The following is an 18,118-nucleotide window of genomic DNA, read 5'->3' as shown; positions in this document are numbered from 1 at the left end:
TACCTTGAGTATTAAACGCGTCATTATTTCAGGAGGAGGAACCGGTGGACACATCTACCCAGCCATTGCTATCGCATCAGCATTAAAAGAAATTGATCCAACGATTGAATTCTTGTTTGTAGGTGCAGTAGGGAAAATGGAAATGGAAAAAGTCCCCAAAGCTGGCTTCAAAATTATCGGACTACCCATCGTAGGCATCAACCGAGCGCATCTACTGAAAAATATACTATTTCCGGTGAAGTTGGCCAAAAGCCTTATCAAAGCATTTCAAATCTTAGCGGACTTTAAACCAGACGTAGCGATTGGGGTTGGAGGTTATGCCTCCGGACCAATGTTATTAGCCGCTTGGGTAAAAGGTATCCCCTTTTATATTCAAGAACAAAATTCCTATGCTGGAATTACCAACAAAGCCCTTAGCTCAAAAGCCAAGCAGATTTTTGTCGCCTACCCCGGCATGGAGAAGTTTTTTAGTCCGTCCAAATTAATCCTATCGGGAAATCCTGTTCGGAAAGATTTGATTGATATTTCAGGTAAGAAATCCGCCGCTTCGAAGTTTTTTGGGCTTTCTCTAGAGAAACCTACCATCTTAATCATAGGTGGTAGCCAAGGAGCAAGAAGTATAAATCATGCCATTTTACATGGATTGGCAACATTATCCGATACGCCTGTTCAAATTGTTTGGCAAACGGGCATTAGCTTTGAATCTGAAGCCAAAGCAGCTTGCGAAAAATATCCAAAACTTTCAGCCTACGTATCAGCATTCATATATGAAATGGACTTAGCCTACGCGATGGCTGATTTAGTCATTTCACGCGCAGGCGCTCTTTCCGTATCTGAAATCTGCTTAGCCGGGAAACCCAGTATATTAGTGCCATTCCCCAACGCTGCTGAAGATCACCAAACAGCCAATGCAAAAAGCCTTGTTCAAGAAAATGCAGCTATCATCGTGGCAGATTCACAAGCAAAAGAAAATATGGTACCTACGGCATTAAGAACATTAAACGATAAAGACTTACTCGCTCGTTTAGCCGAAAATAGTTTTGGTATGGGTAAACCAAAAGCAGCTCAACAAATCGCTGAGACCATCCTAAAAAATTCAACATGCGTATAGATATCAAACTAGCTGAACTGAAACAGGTTTACTTTTTAGGAATTGGCGGAATTGGTATGTCAGCCATTGCTCGTTGGTTTCTTCAAAATGGATATCCCGTGGCTGGTTATGATAAAACTGAAAGTCCATTGACCCAGCAGCTGGTAGCCGAGGGAATGAATATTCACTATACTGATGATGTAGACTTGATTCCAAAGCTATGCCTAGAAAAACCATCAGAATGCTTATTTATCTATACCCCGGCGATTCCGGTAGATCATATAGAGAAAAACTTTTTAATTAGCGCTGGCATCACCTTGTGGAAAAGGTCCCAAATTTTGGGCTGGATGACCGAACAAATTCCGACACTTGCCGTTGCTGGAACGCACGGAAAAACGACCACATCATCTTTATTGACACATTTACTGGTACAGGCAAGCAAAAATGTCACGGCTTTCTTAGGTGGAATTACCCAGAATTATGGGACCAATTTCATCCCAAATAAAGGACAAGAAAATCTGGTCAGTGTCGTAGAAGCCGATGAGTATGATCGATCATTTCTGACTTTGCATCCTCAAGCGGCGGTAGTAACTTCGACAGATGCAGATCACTTAGATATTTACGGTGCGGCGGAACAAGTTTTAGAATCCTTCCAACTCTTTGTTAACCAACTTAAACCCGGCGGTTTTTTTATTCAGAAAGCTGGTTTAGAACTCGATGCCCCATTTGGTTCCAAAACCTTTGGTATCGAAAAAGGTGATTATCAAGCTCAAAATATCCGCATTGAAAATCACCGCATGGTATTTGATATGTTGTACCCAGGTGGATTGATTAGCGATATCCCCATGCGTATACCTGGATTTCATAACATTGAAAATGCGTTAGCGGCTGCAGCATTGGCTATGTATCATGGATTAACACCTGAAGAAGTTAAGAATGGCATTGCCAGTTTTAAGGGCGTAAAGCGCCGCTTTGAATACCACGTTGAGACAGAAGAGCATGTGCTGATAGACGATTACGCGCATCACCCTACCGAAATTACAGCTTGTTTGAAATCGGTTAAGGCCCTGTATCCGAACGAAAAATTGGTCGCAATTTTTCAGCCTCATTTGTTTTCCCGTACGCGCGATTTTTTAGTGGAGTTTGGTGATAGCTTAGCATTGGCAGATGAAATATACCTGTTGGATATTTATCCAGCTAGGGAACTCCAGATTCCCGGTATTGATTCCTATTTATTATTAGAAAAAATTCCAAGCCAAAACAAGCAAGTAATCAGCAAAACAGCGTTTATTGAACGAATGAAACATGATAAACCTAAACTCTTAGTTACCATGGGCGCAGGAGATATCGACTTGCTTTTGAATGAATTAAAATTGGCCGTAACTTCGTAGGATTATTTAATCATGAGTCAAAAAATTCGAATTGATTTTGCACGTGTCAAAAAGCTTTTAACCTTGGTGTTATTAGCAGGATTGACTGTTGGCGCAATCATTTTCGCCGAATTCAATTATCGTGAAATCAAATGCACAGGGATTGTCATCAAATTAGACTCAGAAAACGAAAGACCCCTATTAAGTAAAGAGGACATTAATGTCATGGTTACCGACCAAGGTACCCGCTATTTTCTTGATAAACCATTAAATGAAATCTCCTTGCACAATATTGAGGAGCGAGTAAAAAAAATCCCGTTGGTCAAATCCTGTGAAGCCCATCACGATTTCAGTGGTAAAATTGTTGTAGCAGTAAAGGAATATAGCCCTATCGCTCGAATATTACATTTTACTGCCGGTGAGTCGAATTACAAAGACCAATATGTAACCCAAGAGGGGAAGTTTATTGGTACAAGTTCACTTTTCACACCTCGCGTATTAATTGCATCAGGTCCTTTCTTTTCAGGCACCCGTAAAAACTTGTTGGATGAACGTGGAAAAACACTTATTCCGCTTTTTGAATTCATAAACAACAATGAATTTTGGCGGGCACAGATTACACAAGTTATCGTTGCAGCAGATGGCGGAGTGACATTAATTCCCGCAATCGGCAAGACGTATATAGACTTTGGTTTACCAACCCGCATTGAAACTAAATTCAAAAAACTAGCGCTGTTTTATAAAAAAATTATCCCCAATAAAGGGTGGAATACCTACCGATGGGTACACTTGAAATATAACAATCAGGTAATTTGTGATTAATTAACTAAATTTATATTTTAGTACAATTCAACTTATTCTTTAGTTCTTATTATATGCGAAACGATTTGATTATTGGTCTTGATATTGGAAGTTCAACGGTGCGTGCGGTTGCTGGGAAGCAAACTGAAAATGGCCAATTAGAAATCGTAGCTATTGGAACTGCAAGTACGGCCGGATATATTATTCATGGGGAAATCGTAAATATTGATAAGACGTCTGCTGCAATTGCTGATGCGATAAATCAAATCGCACAAGCTCTTCCAGGTAAATCGAAAGAATATTTCTTTTCTTCAAACCTATCGGGAAACCACATTAGAGTAACGCCATTTACGATTTCCAAAACACGTAAAAATCCATCTGATCCAGTTACTGTTAAAGATATATACGAACTCACAGAGGAGGCAAAAAAGAATGTAGCGGAGAAAAACCCTTGCGTTTTACATACACTGCCAATCGGATTTAAAGTCGGTAATCTCCCAGAAACCTTGGAACCCATTGGTCAAATTGGCGCCACCATTCAAGGAAATTTCATGGTCATTACGGCTCAATTAGAAAAATTTGATTCTTTTAAAAGAACGTTGAAATCGGCCGAATCTGAACACATCAAAGGTGGAAACTTGTATTTCAGTCCACTAGCAAGTTCAAGTACTGTTTTAAATGATGACGAGAAACAACAAGGGGTTGTTTTGGTGGACATAGGGAGCGGTACAACGGAAATTAGTTTATACCAAAATAAACGGCTAAAACATGCTACGGTATTAAATTGGGGAGGAGATCGCGTAACGGAAGATTTGCGGATTGGCTTAGATGTTACAATTGAACATGCAGAGGCCTTAAAAACACGTTTTGGAACAGCTTTACATCGTGTTATTGACTTGAATGAGGTAGTATTAATCCCGGGCATTGCAGGCAGAAAACCTACGCCAATATCGGTAAAAAACGTGGCCATAATCATTGAGGAGCGTATGAAAGAGTTAGCCGCAATTATAATGGCTGAAATTCAGAAAACAACTCAACCTCAATTATTACGTGGCGGAATTGTCTTGTGTGGGGGTGGTGCACAATTGCCAGATTTAGATGATTTATTTCAAAAGATTACCGGAATTGAAACGCGCATAGGATTACCCAATGCCAATCCTGCCTTTGGATTAACCACTGACATCAAAGATCCTGCATTTGCTACCTCCATAGGGTTAGTTCAAGTATTTTTTGACCAAGTGGAAAGCTCGGAAGAACAAGACACATTAACGTCTAGTGGGACAATTCCCACGGTTCCCGATAAACCAAAACCTCCGGGAATAAAAGACGTCTTTAGTAGGCTCGTGGATTCTTTGGTTGGTACCGAAGATGACGATGGTGGAAAATATTAATCAAAATAAAAAAGGCGCTTTTCATAGCGCCTTTTTTTATGCTTGAGGTGGTCTTTTTTTCCACACCTTCTTTTTGCCCTTAAAGCCACCGCCACCAGACTTACTATATGGCTTAGCTTCGCTCGGATTGTAAGCTGGAGTTTCTCCAAACTCCTCAGGAACTTGCGACTTAGTAACCTCCTTTTCAAGTAATCGTTCGATGGCAGCAAACTTCCGTTGTTCTGCCTCCGTAATTAAGGTATATGCCGTCCCCTTCGTTTGAGCGCGAGCCGTACGACCTATGCGGTGAATATAATCTTCTCCATCATTCGGGACATCGTAATTTATAACTAATTCAATCTCGTCGATATCAATTCCTCGACTCAATATATCGGTTGCCACTAAAATCTTGGTTTTCTTATTACGAAAATCCTGCAAAACTTGTTCGCGCACGTCCTGCTCTAAATCAGAGTGAATTTCTTCTACCGAGAAACGCGCGCGTTTCAGATCAGAAGTCAGTGATTTTACATTTTGTTTCCGAGAACAGAACACAATTACCCGGGTATAATCTTGACGCTTCAATAAATGCTTTACTAACGCGCTCTTCTGTTTCTCATACACCACAAAAGCCTCTTGGACTATTGCCTCAGGAGGTTTTGAGACTGCAATCGTAACTTCTACAGGGTCCTGCATCAATTTACGAGCAAGGTCCCGCATTTTGGGTGGCATTGTTGCTGAAAAAAGTAAATTCTGCCGCTCTTTGGGAATATGGCCCGTAATCTTCATTAAATCATCATGAAAACCCATATCCAACATACGGTCTGCCTCGTCCAACACTAAATATTTAACATGAGACAAGTCCACATACCCCATATTCAAATGGGCAATCATACGACCAGGCGTACAGACAACCATTTCGACACCCGAGGTCAACGCATTTTTTTCAGTCGTAAATGAATTACCATCCCCACCCCCATAAACAGGCATGCAACTTACATTGGTAAAATAACCCAAACCCTCCATATTGCCTGCGATTTGAACAGCAAGTTCACGCGTAGGAACAATAATTAACGCATTAATGTGATTTTCAGAATGTTCTTCCGTCAATAATTTATGGATGATGGGCAACAAGAAAGCCGCCGTTTTTCCGGTACCAGTTTGTGCCGATGCTAAGACATCGCGTCCTGCTAAAATGGGCTTCATCACCTGTTCTTGCACCGGTGTAGCCGTCTTATAGCCCATGGAATCAATCCCCTCTAATAATCTTTCGGCTAAGCCTAGTTCTTTAAATGTCAAAATGTTTTTTTTAAGACTTTAGACGTTAGACACTGGACGTTAGACCAAGTGAAACATGTAAAATCAATTAACTAAAATTTAAAACTTCTAACGTCTGATGTCTAGCGTCCAACGTCTAATAACCCATTTCCTTCTCAATCAATTGAATCAATATATGAATCACCTTAATGTGAATTTCTTGTATACGATCCGCATAGCCAAAATGATCAACCCGTACTTCAAATACATTATCGAAAGCCGCGAGTTGCCCACCATCCTTTCCCGTCAATAATACTACCGCCATGCCTTTAGTCTTTGCAACTTTTACTGCCTCGATGATATTGGCTGAATTACCGCTCGTAGATATCCCAAACAAAACATCCCCCGCATTCCCTAATCCTTCAATAAAACGTGAGAAAACATAATTATACCCGAAATCATTGCTTACACAGGAAATATGTGATGGATCTGAAATAGCCATTGCTGCTAAGGCAGGTCGGTTTTCACGGAACCTACCTGACAGCTCTTCAGCAAAATGCATGGCGTCACAATGACTTCCTCCATTTCCACATGAAATGATTTTACGACCTTGCTGAAGCGCACTCACCAAACATTTTGCAGCATTTTCAATGGATTCAATCTTAGCTGGATTGCTAAAAAACTGATCTAAAACCTGTTGGGCCTCCTGAAGATTGGCTTGAATGATATCTCTCAATTGAATTTAATTTTGCGTAAAGATACGCATAATTTAAAAATCCCCACCGGCTCCGCCTCCACCAAAATCACCTCCACCAAATCCGCCAAAATCAAAACCGCCTCCACCAGAAGAACCACCGCGGTCATATCCGCCGCCACCCAAGAAGATTGGAGGAAAAAACATCCCGCCGCCACGTGAACCAGGATTAGACCCACCACCTCGATTAATAAAGGCTCTAATTAACGTAATGATGACAAAAATTAGGACCACAATGACAAAAACAGGCATCCCTTCAGAGTCATCTGAAGCCTCCGACTGAAATTGACCGCTAGCTCGCTGCATCATTTCATTGGTTGCTAGATCTAAACCGCCATAATAATCCCCTCTTTTGAAAGAAGGTTTAAGGATTCGATTTATGATTCGTTTACAGGTTGCATCCGGCAACACATCCTCAATCCCACGGCCCGTAACAATTCGAATCTTGCGATTGTCCATGGATACTAAGATGACCACGCCGTTGTTCTTTCCTTTTTGACCAACGCCCCAGGTTTTACCTATCGCCATGGCATAATCATAGGGATCTGAATTCCCTGTGCTCGGCACTAATACAATCGCAAATTGCGTGGAAGTAGAATCCGCATAGCCGCGTAATTTTTGTTCCAATTGTTGGGCTTCATTCGCTTGCAACAATCCCGCTTGGTCTAATACATAACCATTGGGCTTCGCAGGAATTTCTTGCCCCAAAACAGAAAGTGAAATAAATAAAAGCCCTAGAAGTAATCTAACCCTATTCCCCATACGACAACTCATCCGATAATTCATTCACATCTTCTCTATGGTATGGAAAATAAACCGCTAAGGCTTCACCTATCCGACGAACACCCAATGCTAAACCAGCACCATATTCGTTTTGGGCTAATAAGGGGCGCATTTCATCTCGGATTGTCTCCCAAAATTCGGATGGCACATTGGCATCAATTCCCTTATCCCCGATGATCGAAAACTTACGGTCCTTAACTGCTAGATATACCAAAACCCCATTTTGCAAATCGGTCTGGTGCATGCCCATTTGAAAAAAGAGCACCTTCGATCGTTCGATCGGGTGCCCTTCACAATGACTTTCTACGTGCACACGTATCTCCCCAGAAGTCTTTTTTTCGGCCTCCTGAATAGCTTGGATTATTTCCGCTTCGTGTGCTGCGCTTAATTGCATCTTATTTTTTCTCTTCAAAATTCACATCAGGTGCTTTATCTGAACCTGCGTTTGATTGGAAGAATCCTTTGACAGCAAAACCGGAGAATGATGCGATTAAGTTATTAGGAAACGTTACAATTGATGAATTATACGCTTTCACCGTATCATTAAAACGATCACGCTCTTCTTTAATACGATTTTCTGTACCTTCTAACTGTGATTGCAATTCCGAGAAGTTTTCCGTGGCTTTCAATTGCGGATAGTTTTCAGCAACCACCATTAATCGAGACAATGCCCCCCCTAAAGATGATTGAGCGGCTTGATACTTCTGCATATTTTCAGGACTTAGGTCCTTTGCATCTAACTTCATTTGTGTAGCTGAAGCACGAGCCTCAATCACAGCAGTCAACGTTGATTTTTCAAAATTAGCTACTCCCTGAACCGTCTTAACCAAATTAGGAATCAAATCAGCACGACGTTGATAAGCACTTTCAACATTCGCCCATGAGGCCTTAACATCCTGCTCTCCCGTTGCCATACTGTTACGAGCACCTATTCCCCAAAAAATCACCAAGGCTACAACGCCTAATACAATCCAAATTGTTCTGTTCATTTTATAAAAAATTTATGGTTAGTTGATTGGCAAAGGTATAAATAAAACATAATGCCTCGCCATTTTTTACATCAAAATGCTTTTTCAAGGATAAACGTTCCTTTTCATCCAATTATTTTATTTTTATCTTGTACCCATGTTAAAAAATATTCCCAATCCGCCGCAAGCAACCGAAATTCCGAAGGCATTAACGATACATGGTGACGTCCGACAAGATCCCTACTGCTGGCTAAATGATCCGGAAAACCCAGCAGTTATCGATTACCTAGCGCAAGAGAACGCCTATACCGAAAGCGTACTCAAGCCTACAGAAGCGCTACAAAACGAATTGTTTGAAGAAATGAAAGGACGGATGGTGGCCGATGAGCAATCCGTTCCGTATTTCAATGGAAAAGATTGGTTCTATCACCGCTATGAAACCGGTGGAGAATATCCACTCTACTGTCGAAAAAAAGGGAATCTCGATGCACCAGAGGAAATACTTTTGCACGGAAACCAACTAGGCAAAGACGAAGCCTATTTCGCCGTTGGCGGTTTGGCATTATCCGATAATGAACAAATTCTTGCCTTTGCGACCGATACAGTGAGTCGACGGAATTATACGGTTTACTTTAAAAACATGTTGACGGGAGAATTACTCACCGATACGATTGAAAATACCGAAGGTGGATCCTATGCATGGTCGGCAGATTCGAAATACTTCTTCTACCTACTCCGTGACCCACAAACCTTATTGGCCTCCAAGGTACTCCGCCATGAAATAGGCACAGATTCTTCGCTAGACGTGCTCGTTTATGAGGAGAAAAACGAGGAATGCTATATGGGATTGAGTAGGAGCAAGTCGAAGGAATATATATTTAGTATATCGAGCCAGCAAGGTGTTTATTCGGAATATCGGATGTTAAAGACAGACAACCCGACGGGGTCTTTCGAAGTATTTCAGCCAGGCGAACGTGGATTAGAGTATTTCATTGAACACCAAAATGATCGATTTTTGATTCGTACCAATTTCCAGGATGCAACGAATTTTCAGTTGATGGCCTGTGGAGTACACGGCAAAACGGACAAGTCAAATTGGCAAACAGTAGTTGCCCATCGCCCCGATGTTTTCCTAGAGGATTTTGATGCAACGACAGCATGGATTGCTTTGGAAGTAAAAACGAATGGACTGTCCCAAATTCAATTGATTCAAGGGGATACTAACGAATTCATTCGGATGGATGAGGACGTTTTTCAGGTCAACATTGGCATAAATGCACACTATTCAAGTCACACCCTTCGTTATAACTATACCTCGCTGACTTGTCCAAACTCGGTTTTGGAATATGATGTCACAACAAAAACATCCACCTTATTAAAAGAAGATCGGGTTCTCGGTGGCTTTGATAAAAACGAATACCAGTCAGAGCGTTTGTGGGCCACCGCGCGCGATGGTGTGCAGGTACCTATTTCTTTGGTTTATAAAAAAGGCTATCAAAAAGGCCCGCTTCTACTGTATGCCTATGGTTCATACGGGTACAGTATGGATCCTTATTTTTCATCTAGTCGTTTGTCCTTATTGAATCGTGGATTTGCGTTTGCGATTGCACACATTCGGGGTGGTCAGGAAATGGGGCGCCATTGGTATGAGGATGGGAAAATGATGCGTAAAATGAATACGTTTACCGATTTCATTGATTGTGGCAAACACTTAGTTTCCATCGGTCAAGTGGACGCGAATCGATTATTCGCTCAAGGTGGATCTGCTGGAGGGATGCTGATGGGTGGAATCATCAACAAGGCTCCTGAATTGTTCGCTGGGGTTATTGCCGCAGTACCATTCGTAGATGTGGTCACAACGATGTTGGATGAAACAATTCCATTAACAACAGGCGAGTGGGAAGAATGGGGAAATCCGAAAAATGAAGACCATTACCACTACATGAAATCGTACTCACCCTATGATAATGTAGTCGCACAAGATTATCCGCATTTATTTGTCACGACGGGTTTACATGATTCCCAAGTTCAATATTGGGAACCTGCCAAATGGGTTGCCAAACTGCGTAAGTTAAAAACTGATGACAAGATCTTATTGCTCGACTGTGATATGTCGGCCGGTCACGGTGGCGCCTCGGGACGTTACAAGCGCTTCAAGGATATTGCCAAAGATTACGCTTTTTTACTTGGCATTAATGAGACGATCGCTGCGCAATAAGCATGCGGTCGTTGCCATGGAAATCTTTTAGTAGCTGAATGTTTTCAAATCCCTGCGCTTCCGCAAGGGAAACATTTTGTGTGCCAAAAGCACGGTTGATTTCAAAGCAAAGGTATCCGCCAGGCTTCAATCGATCCTGTGCCATTTCGCCTATCACGCGGTAAAACAACAAGGGATCTTCATCAGGTACAAACAAGGCCATATGCGGTTCATGGTCTAACACATGTGCTTCCATCTCGGCTTTTTCTGCATCTAGCACGTAGGGTGGATTGGAGACGATGATATCCCACATGGTTTGATCTGTAGACCATTCAAAAACATTTTGCTGCTTGAAAGTGACTTGCGCCCCTAAATGACTCGCATTTTCTTGTGCTTTTGTGAGTGCTTCTGCAGCCACATCCCAAGCGCTTACCTGAGATTGAGGTGCTTCTAAAGCAAGTGAAATCGCGATGCATCCAGAGCCGGTACCTATATCCAGTATGTGCTTAGCCTCAGATCCTATTATTTTCAATACCTGACTCACTAATTCCTCCGTCTCGGGACGTGGGATTAACGTAGCAGCATTCAATGAAAATAATCGGTCGTAAAAATAGGCTTTCCCTGTCACGTATTGTAGGGGTACCCCGGCGGCGAGTTGGGCCAAATCCGTTTTAAAATCGACCGGTTCCTCAACCGCTTTTTCCATCAAAATATCCAAGGTGTTTACCCCACATGTCATGTTCAAATACGCTTGCGCAATGGCCTTAGCCTCCCTTTTTGAATAGACAGAGGCAATGGCTTGCTGAATTTGCTGAGATAATGCGTTTACTGATACAAGAAACATGTTATTTATTTCGTTCCTCTAGGGGATTTAGCTTTGCCAATCCTGTAAGGTTTGGCAAAGCTACGGAACTCATAGCTGTTTGGCAAAGTAAAAAAATATCCTATATTTGAATCGTAAAATCCAATTAACTATGAACTTAAATAGAAGAGAAGCCATCCAGCGGGTAGCCATCCTCATGGGAGGTATGATTTCCGCCCCAGCCATGGCAGGCATTCAGGGACAAAAATCGCATCCCACCTTTGTGCAATTCTCAGCATCACAAGAATCATTGGTTGCTGAAATCGCTGATGTAATCATTCCAACAACCGATACACCTGGAGCCAAAGCAGCTGGTGTTGAAAAATTCGTTCTTCGTGTCGTACAAGATTGCTACCCAGAAGCAAGTCAAAAAACATTTGCAGCAGGGTTGGCGAAGTTGGATGCCGACTGCCAAGCGCGATTCGGTAAAGGATTCGTAGAAGTAACCTTAACACAACGCAAAGAGGCATTGACAACTTGTATGTTGGAATCCGATGCCGCACGTAAAAGTTCGAAGGGCCAGCCAACCTTCTTCTTCATGATGAAGGAATTGACAACTACTGGATATTTTACATCTGAAATCGGGGCAACCAAAGCATTGGATTACCTTTCGATTCCAGGCAAATTTGACGGCTGCATGCCATTATCTCCAACTCAAAAAACGTGGGCACTATGAATCTGAATATTGACGCAATCAAATCCATGACCTATGACGCTATCGTGGTGGGATCTGGAGTTTCCGGCGGTTATGCCGCTAAAGAATTAACTGAAAAAGGCATGCGGGTACTTGTCCTTGAAAAAGGCAAGAAATTCGACCACGTAACTGCCTATGAGCCGAGCTACAAAGATCCGTGGGATTTTAAATACAATGGTTTATTGACCAACGAGCAAAAGGCTTCCCATCCAAAACTTTCCCGTGATTATCCGTACAACGAGATGACTGAGAAGTATTGGATGAATGACTCTGACGCACTATACAAAGAAGTTAAGCGCTTCGACTGGTTCCGTCCAGACATCGTAGGGGGAAAATCAATCATGTGGGGTCGCCAAACATACCGCTTATCCGATATTGATTTTGAAGCAAATTTAAAAGATGGCATTGCTGTCGATTGGCCAATTCGCTACAAAGATATTGCCCCTTGGTATTCATACGTAGAGAAACACGTAGGGATCTCAGGTGAAGCATTGGGATTACCGCAACTACCGGATTCTGAATTCTTGAAGCCGATGGACATGTACTGCGTGGAAAAAGAAGTGCGTCAGCGCATCGAAAAGAACTTCCCAGGCCGTAACATGACGATTGGTCGGGTGGCCAACTTATCAGAAGCTAAAGAAGCACAATTGAAAATTGGCCGTTCAGCGTGCCAATACCGAAATAAATGCCGCTTAGGATGTCCTTATGGCGCTTATTTCAGTACACAATCGTGTACATTACCTCCAGCGGCTAAGACTGGTTTGTTAACGCTTCGCCCCGATTCAATCGTTTCTGAGATCTTGTTTGATAATGCGAAGCAAAAAGCAACGGGTGTTCGTGTAATTGATTCCGTAACCAAAGACGTGCGTGAGTATTTCGCTAAGATTATCTTCGTATGTGGTTCTACGGTAGCGTCAACGGCCTTATTATTAAACTCAAAATCTTCTCGTTTCCAAAATGGATTAGGAAATGATTCAGGTGAATTAGGCCATAACCTAATGGATCACCACTTCAAAGTGGGTGCTTCAGGAATATGGGAAGGTGACGAAGATAAATACTACATTGGCCGTCGGGCAAATGGAATTTACATCCCGCGTTACCGGAACATCGGTAATGACAAACGTGATTATGTACGTGGATTTGGATACCAAGGAGGTGGATCACGTCAAAGTTGGAATCGCGGCGTAAATGATATGAGCTTTGGTTCAGACTACAAAGATGCGATGACGAAACCAGGTCCTTGGATGATGAATCTAGGTGGTTTCGGAGAAACACTTCCGTATCACGAGAATAAAATGTATTTGGATCCTACGGATAAGGATAAATGGGGAATACCATTAGTCGTGTTCGACGCGGAATTCAAAGAGAATGAGAAAAAGATGCGGAAAGATATGATGGAAGATGCCAAAGAGATGTTGGAAAGCGCAGGCTTGAAAAACGTTCGTGCATTTGACAACGGTTCTTATCCAGGTATGGCCATCCACGAGATGGGTACGGCACGCATGGGTCGCGATCCAAAAACGTCGGTGTTAAATGGCAACAACCAAATGCACGCTGTGAAGAATGTATTTGTCACGGATGGAGCTTGTATGACATCAACTTCATGTGTCAATCCATCGCTGACCTACATGGCCTTAACGGCTCGTGCAGCCGATTTCGCAGTCAAAGAAATCAAAAAACGTAACCTTTAATTAAATGGGCTTCGGCCCATTTTTTTTGCCTTATGAAAAAAATATTCACAACCCTCGGCCTTCTAACACTTGGACTCACAGCTATGGCGCAATACCCCACCATCGGGAAAATCCACCAATATGATGCAGCATTGGACGCATTACTAGATACGACGGCAAAAATTGAAATTATTGCCCAGGGATTTACCTGGTCAGAAGGTCCTGTTTGGGTTAAAAAAGGAGGCTATTTACTCTTCACAGACGTCCCTGAAAACACCATTCACAAATGGTCAGAAGCGAAAGGACTTGAAGTATTCTTGAAGCCTTCCGGATATACAGGCACGGGCGTTTATTCGCAAGAACCGGGAGCCAATGGGTTAATCATTAATAAAAAGGGGAATCTTGTTTCCTGCGAGCATGGCGATCGCCGCATCGCAGAAATGCCGCTCAATCACCCTGAGCAAAAGAAAACCCTAGCCCATACCTTCGAAAGCAAACAATTGAACAGTCCCAATGACCTCGTTCAAAAGAAATCAGGCGACTATTATTTCACAGATCCACCGTACGGATTACCCGGACGGGGAAAACCAGAGCCCGCCAAAGAGCTTGACTTTCAAGGCGTATACCGCATTAATACCAAAGGGGAAATCAGTTTGCAGATTAAGGATTTAGGCAGACCGAACGGTCTCGCTTTCAATCCCGACGAAACCATTTTGTATGTGGGTACCTCCGAGCGACCAACGCTCATCACGGCATACCCAGTAGACAAGTCTGGAAATTTAGGAGCAGGCAAACTGTTTTTCGACGCAGCAGAATTAGCTAAGCAAGGAATCCGAGGTGGCTACGATGGCATGAAAGTAGATGCAAAAGGGAATGTGTGGACCACAGGGCCAGGGGGCGTTTTAATCATCAACTCAGCCGGAAAGTTACTCGGCAGAATCGCCACGGGAAATGCGAATTCCAATGTAGCTTTTGGTGGAACAGACGGAAAATTCTTGTTCATCACCTCAGATATGAATTTACTTCGTGTGAAAATAAAATAGGGGGCTTTCGCCCCCTATTTCTTATAATTCCTTAATCTTAATATTTCGGTACCAAACTGGATTTCCGTGATCTTGCAAAGCAATGCGCCCGCGCATATTCACACCAAAACCTGGCATCGTTTTGAATTTTGAACCAGCTACCATCGCCTTCCAATTTTCATCATCCGTACGTGTTTCGACTACTTTCGACCCATTTAAATACAATTGCAATAATCCACGGTTATTAACAATACGTGCCGTATTCCACTCACCTACCGGCTTAGTCACATTAACTGATGATTTAATTAAATCATACAAATCACCCGAATTGTGCTTATTGATTTTACCGTCTGGGTGACCGGCATCGTCAAGCACTTGCATTTCGGGCCCGGTATTATATGTACTGCGGTATTTCACGGGATCCTCCGTGACATTGAAGATGATTCCACTGTTTCCATTCGGTGAGATTTTCCAATCAACTGAAAAATCGTAATTCTCAAATTCAGCATCGGTAATGATATCGCCGCCATCTTTGCGCGCTAAATCAAATCCGATCACCCCATCTTCGATGGTCCAAGAAGCACCTACTTTACCGGGTTTGCCATAGGTATGCCAACCAGCAAATGTTTTTCCATCAAACAATAACTTAAATCCTGCCTTCTTCTCTTGCTTGGAAAGTGTGTTTAGTCCCTGCCCGAATGCCATCATACCTGAAGCCATGCAAGCGCAAATTAATATCAATTTTTTCATGAGTATAATTAAGTTTAATAAGTACAATACTAAAAAAAGAATTCAATACTTGTATCCCGTCGGAATGAAAATCCGTCTGAAGCTGCAAATTAATTCGTAAATTGCATGCTTATTCAAAGCAAGCATGAAAACCAAAGTAAGTCCAAAGCCATCCATCAACATCGTTACGCTCGGTTGCTCGAAAAATTTAGTCGATTCCGAAGTGCTATTTACCCAGTTGAAAGGCAATGGTTTGGAAGTAAGCCACGAAGCAAAGAAAGACACCGCTAACATCGTCGTGGTAAATACATGTGGCTTCATCGATAACGCTAAACAAGAATCCATCGACACCATTTTACGGTATGCAGATGCCAAAGAAGCAGGTAAGATTGACAAACTATACGTAACCGGCTGTCTATCACATCGATATAAAGATGATTTAGAAAAAGAAATTCCGATGGTTGACTCGTTCTTCGGGACGAATGAATTACCCCGCCTATTAAAAGCTTTAAAAGCAGATTACAAACACGAACTAGTAGGCGAACGCCTATTAACCACCCCCGCTCATTACGCCTATTTAAAGATTGCCGAAGGATGCGACCGCCCATGCAGTTTCTGCGCGATTCCCTTGATGCGCGGCGGACACGTGTCGCGTCCCATGGATGAATTGGTGAAAGAAGCTACATCATTAGCTGTGAAAGGGGCTAAAGAGTTAATATTAATAGCCCAAGATTTGACCTTTTATGGCTTGGATTTGAAGGGTGAAGGGAAGTCGGGCCGACAGTTAAAAGCGTTATTGGAACGCCTTTCCGACGTTCCAGGCGTGGAATGGATTCGCTTACAATATGCCTATCCGGCAGGATTCCCCATGGAAATTTTGCAAACCATGGCAGAGCGCGAAAACATTTGCAACTACCTAGACATGCCGTTGCAGAGTGGCTCCGATGCGATGTTGAAACACATGCGCCGTGGAATCACCCGTGAAAAAACGGAGCAATTGATTACGGACATCCGGGAGAAAGTACCTGGTATTGCTTTACGTACTACGTTAATTTCAGGTTACCCAGGAGAAACTGAAGCCGACTTCGAGGAAACGTATTCGTTTGTTGAGCGCATGCGTTTTGACCGTCTAGGGATCTTCAATTATTCGCACGAAGAAAATACCCACGCATATCTTGTGGAGGACAATGTCCCAGAGGAAGTGAAACAGGAACGTTCGGATGAAATTATGGCGCTTCAGCAAGGTATTTCAGAAGAACTGAATCAAGCCAAAATTGGAAAAACATACAAAGTGATGGTTGACCGAAAGGAAAGCGGATTCTTTGTAGGCCGTACCGAACATGACTCCCCAGAAGTGGATAATGAAGTCTTAATTCCGGCAGAACAATATGCTCGTCAGGGAGATTTTGTTCAGGTGAAAATCAATAAGGCAGAGGAGTTCGACTTATACGGCGATATCGTTTCTTAGTAGCGCGGAATCGAATTGTCTACATCCCGAGACCAAGCATCGATACCTCCAGCTAAATTCACCAAATTCGTAAATCCTTGCGCCTGTAAATGTTTCAACACATACATGGAACGCATACCATGATGACATAAGACAATGCCTTGGGCTTCTTTGGGAATAAGATTTATTTGCAAGGAATTCATAGGCATTTGAATCGAGCCAGGTAGACTGGCTAACTCCCATTCAAACGGTTCACGGACATCTAAGACAAACTTAACTTCGCCAGACTGCAAGCGCGTGGCTGCTTCTGAGGCACTAATTTCAATCAGTTCAACAGGTTTATTTGGAAAAATCCGTTCAGCCGCATCAGCCGATCGTTCCATTCGAAATGTATGCATCCGCATGCTACGTGAGTCCCAGCGAAGTAAATTATTTTGAGCTGGAGAATCCATGCCTACTAAATAAAATATGGCTTCTTTAGCTTGCATTAAACCAAGCATCCCCGGTAAAAATCCAAGCACACCCGCTTCGTTACAGGTCGGTATTTCACCTGCACTAGGCTCGTCGGGAAACAAACAGCGGTACGTAGGCCCTGTCCCAAACGCATTACAAACAGCTAATTGACCCTCCCAAGTATGAATAGCTGCATATACAAAGGCTTTTCCATAGCGAACACAGACATCGTTTATTAGGTAACGCGTATCAAAATTATCCGTACAATCCACCACTAAATCTACAGATTCGATGAGAGCAAGATTTCCAATTGAGAATTTATCGGCTATGGCGACAACTTGTACTTGGGGATTCAGTTTCTCTACAAAGGCTTTGGCTAAATGAACTTTAAACTGACCAATTTGGTCACTCTGGTAAATTACTTGTCGGCCGAGATTACTCAACTCCACAACATCATGATCAATCACCGTAAGCTTACCCACGCCAGCAGCAGCTAAATACGGTATAACGCTTACTCCTAAACCACCTGCACCCACAATGAGTACGTGTGCGCGTGCAAGCGTCTCCTGTTTCGCTACATCCCATTCAGGTATAGCTAATTGTTTCTGGTACCGATTGTATTCTTCAGGTGTCAACATGGGCAAATAAAAAAAG

Annotated in this window: 17 protein-coding genes; 9 read left to right on the top strand and 8 right to left on the bottom strand. The window is 42.6% G+C overall.

What is annotated here, in order from left to right; all coding sequences use genetic code 11:
* Window positions 1-4: 4 nt before the first annotated feature.
* The 4 genes from murG to ftsA are packed head-to-tail and all read left to right on the top strand — an operon-like array spanning window position 5 to window position 4,652.
* Window positions 5-1,111, top strand: a complete 1,107-nt coding sequence (gene murG / locus ACIQZ2_RS00625) for an undecaprenyldiphospho-muramoylpentapeptide beta-N-acetylglucosaminyltransferase (protein WP_395766893.1) — start codon at window positions 5-7, stop codon at window positions 1,109-1,111.
* Window positions 1,102-2,481 carry a UDP-N-acetylmuramate--L-alanine ligase gene (murC, locus tag ACIQZ2_RS00620; RefSeq protein WP_395766892.1) on the top strand — a complete coding sequence of 460 codons (1,380 nt, stop codon included), beginning with the start codon at window positions 1,102-1,104 and terminating at the stop codon, window positions 2,479-2,481. The genes murG and murC overlap by 10 nt, the downstream gene beginning before the upstream one ends.
* A 12-nt stretch (window positions 2,482-2,493) precedes the next feature.
* Window positions 2,494-3,282 (top strand): cell division protein FtsQ/DivIB, encoded by a 789-nt coding sequence (locus tag ACIQZ2_RS00615; protein WP_395766891.1) that lies wholly within the window; start codon window positions 2,494-2,496, stop codon window positions 3,280-3,282.
* Between the two features lie 53 nt (window positions 3,283-3,335).
* The gene (ftsA, locus tag ACIQZ2_RS00610) at window positions 3,336-4,652 is read left to right on the top strand and encodes a cell division protein FtsA (protein ID WP_395766890.1); all 1,317 of its coding nucleotides are present in this window, start codon (window positions 3,336-3,338) and stop codon (window positions 4,650-4,652) included.
* 36 nt (window positions 4,653-4,688) lie between these two features.
* Here the strand turns inward: ftsA and ACIQZ2_RS00605 are convergent, their stop codons facing one another.
* From ACIQZ2_RS00605 to ACIQZ2_RS00585, 5 genes are all read right to left on the bottom strand, one after another.
* Window positions 4,689-5,927, bottom strand: coding sequence for a DEAD/DEAH box helicase (locus ACIQZ2_RS00605; RefSeq protein WP_395766889.1), 1,239 nt, complete (start codon window positions 5,925-5,927; stop codon window positions 4,689-4,691).
* Window positions 5,928-6,042: 115 nt separating this feature from the next.
* Window positions 6,043-6,621, bottom strand: coding sequence for a D-sedoheptulose 7-phosphate isomerase (gene lpcA, locus ACIQZ2_RS00600; protein ID WP_395766888.1), 579 nt, complete (start codon window positions 6,619-6,621; stop codon window positions 6,043-6,045).
* Window positions 6,622-6,654: 33 nt separating this feature from the next.
* Window positions 6,655-7,401, bottom strand: coding sequence for a TPM domain-containing protein (locus ACIQZ2_RS00595; RefSeq protein WP_395766887.1), 747 nt, complete (start codon window positions 7,399-7,401; stop codon window positions 6,655-6,657).
* Window positions 7,391-7,816: a TPM domain-containing protein gene (locus tag ACIQZ2_RS00590; protein WP_395766886.1), complete on the bottom strand. Its 426-nt coding sequence runs from the start codon at window positions 7,814-7,816 to the stop codon at window positions 7,391-7,393. Before ACIQZ2_RS00590 ends, ACIQZ2_RS00595 begins: the two co-directional genes overlap by 11 nt.
* 1 nt (window position 7,817) lies before the next feature.
* Complete coding sequence (locus ACIQZ2_RS00585) at window positions 7,818-8,411, bottom strand: LemA family protein (protein ID WP_395766885.1); 594 nt, start codon at window positions 8,409-8,411, stop codon at window positions 7,818-7,820.
* Between the two features lie 136 nt (window positions 8,412-8,547).
* Here ACIQZ2_RS00585 and ACIQZ2_RS00580 point away from each other — a divergent pair, with 136 nt between their 5' ends.
* A complete protein-coding gene (locus ACIQZ2_RS00580; protein WP_395766884.1) occupies window positions 8,548-10,608 on the top strand; it encodes a S9 family peptidase in 2,061 nt (686 codons plus the stop codon).
* Here ACIQZ2_RS00580 and prmC read toward each other — a convergent pair.
* The gene (gene prmC / locus ACIQZ2_RS00575; protein ID WP_395766883.1) at window positions 10,583-11,431 is read right to left on the bottom strand and encodes a peptide chain release factor N(5)-glutamine methyltransferase; all 849 of its coding nucleotides are present in this window, start codon (window positions 11,429-11,431) and stop codon (window positions 10,583-10,585) included. The genes ACIQZ2_RS00580 and prmC overlap by 26 nt on opposite strands.
* 130 nt (window positions 11,432-11,561) lie before the next feature.
* Here prmC and ACIQZ2_RS00570 point away from each other — a divergent pair, with 130 nt between their 5' ends.
* Genes ACIQZ2_RS00570 through ACIQZ2_RS00560 form a run of 3 tightly spaced genes read left to right on the top strand, consistent with a single transcriptional unit; the run spans window position 11,562 to window position 14,856 of the window.
* The gene (locus ACIQZ2_RS00570) at window positions 11,562-12,125 is read left to right on the top strand and encodes a gluconate 2-dehydrogenase subunit 3 family protein (RefSeq protein WP_395766882.1); all 564 of its coding nucleotides are present in this window, start codon (window positions 11,562-11,564) and stop codon (window positions 12,123-12,125) included.
* Window positions 12,122-13,834 carry a GMC oxidoreductase gene (locus tag ACIQZ2_RS00565; protein WP_395766881.1) on the top strand — a complete coding sequence of 571 codons (1,713 nt, stop codon included), beginning with the start codon at window positions 12,122-12,124 and terminating at the stop codon, window positions 13,832-13,834. The genes ACIQZ2_RS00570 and ACIQZ2_RS00565 overlap by 4 nt, the downstream gene beginning before the upstream one ends.
* A 32-nt stretch (window positions 13,835-13,866) precedes the next feature.
* Complete coding sequence (locus tag ACIQZ2_RS00560; RefSeq protein ID WP_395766880.1) at window positions 13,867-14,856, top strand: SMP-30/gluconolactonase/LRE family protein; 990 nt, start codon at window positions 13,867-13,869, stop codon at window positions 14,854-14,856.
* 21 nt (window positions 14,857-14,877) lie between these two features.
* Here ACIQZ2_RS00560 and ACIQZ2_RS00555 read toward each other — a convergent pair whose 3' ends face one another.
* Complete coding sequence (locus tag ACIQZ2_RS00555) at window positions 14,878-15,585, bottom strand: DUF1080 domain-containing protein (RefSeq protein WP_395766879.1); 708 nt, start codon at window positions 15,583-15,585, stop codon at window positions 14,878-14,880.
* Window positions 15,586-15,709: 124 nt separating this feature from the next.
* Here ACIQZ2_RS00555 and rimO point away from each other — a divergent pair, with 124 nt between their 5' ends.
* Window positions 15,710-17,032, top strand: coding sequence for a 30S ribosomal protein S12 methylthiotransferase RimO (gene rimO / locus ACIQZ2_RS00550; protein ID WP_395766878.1), 1,323 nt, complete (start codon window positions 15,710-15,712; stop codon window positions 17,030-17,032).
* On the opposite strand, the gene ACIQZ2_RS00545 is transcribed toward rimO, so the two are convergent.
* Window positions 17,029-18,102, bottom strand: coding sequence for a ThiF family adenylyltransferase (locus ACIQZ2_RS00545; RefSeq protein WP_395766877.1), 1,074 nt, complete (start codon window positions 18,100-18,102; stop codon window positions 17,029-17,031). The two genes, rimO and ACIQZ2_RS00545, sit on opposite strands and share 4 nt — an antisense overlap.
* Window positions 18,103-18,118 lie beyond the last annotated feature (16 nt).

It is taken from the genome of Aquirufa sp. (assembly GCF_044342065.1).
Taxonomy (GTDB): domain Bacteria; phylum Bacteroidota; class Bacteroidia; order Cytophagales; family Spirosomataceae; genus Aquirufa.
Note: the sequence above shows the minus strand (reverse complement) of the source record. Positions and strands in the feature narration are given on the sequence as shown.

Bases quoted from the DNA above. Each gene is read 5' to 3' on its own strand.
- ACIQZ2_RS00555 (WP_395766879.1), bottom strand. From the start codon at position 15,585: ATGAAAAAATTGATATTAATTTGCGCTTGCATGGCTTCAGGTATGATG.
- prmC (WP_395766883.1), bottom strand. From the start codon at position 11,431: ATGTTTCTTGTATCAGTAAACGCATTATCTCAGCAAATTCAGCAAGCC.
- murC (WP_395766892.1), top strand. From the start codon at position 1,102: ATGCGTATAGATATCAAACTAGCTGAACTGAAACAGGTTTACTTTTTA.
- ACIQZ2_RS00590 (WP_395766886.1), bottom strand. From the start codon at position 7,816: ATGCAATTAAGCGCAGCACACGAAGCGGAAATAATCCAAGCTATTCAG.
- ftsA (WP_395766890.1), top strand. From the start codon at position 3,336: ATGCGAAACGATTTGATTATTGGTCTTGATATTGGAAGTTCAACGGTG.
- ACIQZ2_RS00615 (WP_395766891.1), top strand. From the start codon at position 2,494: ATGAGTCAAAAAATTCGAATTGATTTTGCACGTGTCAAAAAGCTTTTA.
- ACIQZ2_RS00585 (WP_395766885.1), bottom strand. From the start codon at position 8,411: ATGAACAGAACAATTTGGATTGTATTAGGCGTTGTAGCCTTGGTGATT.
- rimO (WP_395766878.1), top strand. From the start codon at position 15,710: ATGAAAACCAAAGTAAGTCCAAAGCCATCCATCAACATCGTTACGCTC.
- ACIQZ2_RS00580 (WP_395766884.1), top strand. From the start codon at position 8,548: ATGTTAAAAAATATTCCCAATCCGCCGCAAGCAACCGAAATTCCGAAG.
- ACIQZ2_RS00595 (WP_395766887.1), bottom strand. From the start codon at position 7,401: ATGGGGAATAGGGTTAGATTACTTCTAGGGCTTTTATTTATTTCACTT.
- ACIQZ2_RS00560 (WP_395766880.1), top strand. From the start codon at position 13,867: ATGAAAAAAATATTCACAACCCTCGGCCTTCTAACACTTGGACTCACA.
- ACIQZ2_RS00565 (WP_395766881.1), top strand. From the start codon at position 12,122: ATGAATCTGAATATTGACGCAATCAAATCCATGACCTATGACGCTATC.
- ACIQZ2_RS00570 (WP_395766882.1), top strand. From the start codon at position 11,562: ATGAACTTAAATAGAAGAGAAGCCATCCAGCGGGTAGCCATCCTCATG.
- ACIQZ2_RS00545 (WP_395766877.1), bottom strand. From the start codon at position 18,102: ATGTTGACACCTGAAGAATACAATCGGTACCAGAAACAATTAGCTATA.